At 39.6% G+C, this 1,400-nt stretch carries 1 protein-coding gene; it reads right to left on the bottom strand.

All coding sequences use genetic code 11. The annotated features are described in order from the left end of the window. A partial coding sequence (locus BSU00_RS00145) for an arylsulfatase (RefSeq protein WP_233188524.1) occupies nucleotides 1-1,379 on the bottom strand: 1,379 nt, incomplete at its 3' end. Nucleotides 1,380-1,400: the final 21 nt, after the last annotated feature.

A 1,400-nucleotide genomic window follows, 5' to 3' on the forward strand; every position in this document is an offset into this window, starting at 1 on the left:
AGGTGTTTTGTAAGTATACCAATCGCTGGTTGCATCACCCAAGATTTTTCCATTATTTGGTGGAATCCGTTAATACCATCGTATTTTTCAAACGGGTCTTTTCTTAGGTTATATAACTGAGGCATGGTATGGAACACCATGTCGTCATAGTATTTATCTTTGGTAGCAAAGTGCATTTTCCACGGTCCAATTCTCACTGCTGTAAGATTGCTTTCGTAGTAGTAAAAGATGTGGTTTCTTTCCGATGTATCACTTTTACCCATCCAATAGTCTAGGTTGTTGTATCCGTCGATATATACCTTGTAGTTTTCTCCATTAATACGTTTTCCTTTTTTCAACTCGTCTTTAATGTTAGCATTTCCAACCGCAGCCATAATAGTAGGCAATACGTCTTCGTGTGCAGAGATTCCATTTCTTACTAAACCAGCAGGTATTTTATTGGGCCACCTTACCATGAAAGGAGAACGAAGTCCGCCTTCCCAAGTAGTCATTTTCTCTCCTCTAAACATAGTTACACCTGCATGCGGCCATGAGCTTTGTTCTGGTCCGTTATCGGTAGTGTAAATAACGATAGTGTTTTCATCAATACCAAGTTCTTTCATATAATCTAATAACTGCCCAACATGTCCGTCGTGCTCCATTAATCCGTGTCCGAAATAATCGTTATCTGTACTGATATGGGTAGCAAGGTTAGCAGATTCTTCTTTTAAACGTGTGTATACGTGCATTCTACTAGTTGCATGCCAGATAAAGAAAGGTTTGTTGGCATCTTTAGCTCTTTTCATAAAATCCTTAGAACGCACTACTAATTCGTCATCAAAAGTTTTCATACGCTCTCTTGTTAAAGGACCTGTATCTTTAATTCTTTGTTTTCCAATTACGCCAAATCTTGGGTCTTCGGTTTTATCAAAAGAAGTAGTAGCAAAGGATTCGATTACCCCTCTAGGACCATAAGTGTTTTTGAACTTTTCACTTTTTGGATAGTCTGCTTGTTCTGGTTCTTCCGAAACGTTTAAGTGGTATAGGTTACCATAGAACTCATCAAAACCGTGAACGGTTGGTAAGTGTTCGTTTCTGTCTCCTAAGTGATTTTTACCAAATTGCCCTGTCATGTACCCTAGAGGTTTTAACAAGTTCGCAATGGTTGGATCTTCTTTTTTAAGACCGAGCGGATTTCCTGGTTGTCCAACGGTCGTAAGACCTGTTCGAATTGGTTTTTGCCCCGTAATAAAAGCGGCTCTACCAGCGGTACAACTAGGCTGTGAATAGTGGTCTGTAAATAAAACCCCTTCTTTTGCAATTCTGTCGATGTTCGGTGTTGGGTATTGCATTCCCATGGTGTAACAACCAAGGGCGTTTGGTGCAACATCATCTACCATAATTACCAAAATGTTGGGTTT

Origin of the sequence: Tenacibaculum sp. SG-28 (assembly GCF_002954385.1) — a bacterium.
GTDB lineage: Bacteria > Bacteroidota > Bacteroidia > Flavobacteriales > Flavobacteriaceae > Polaribacter.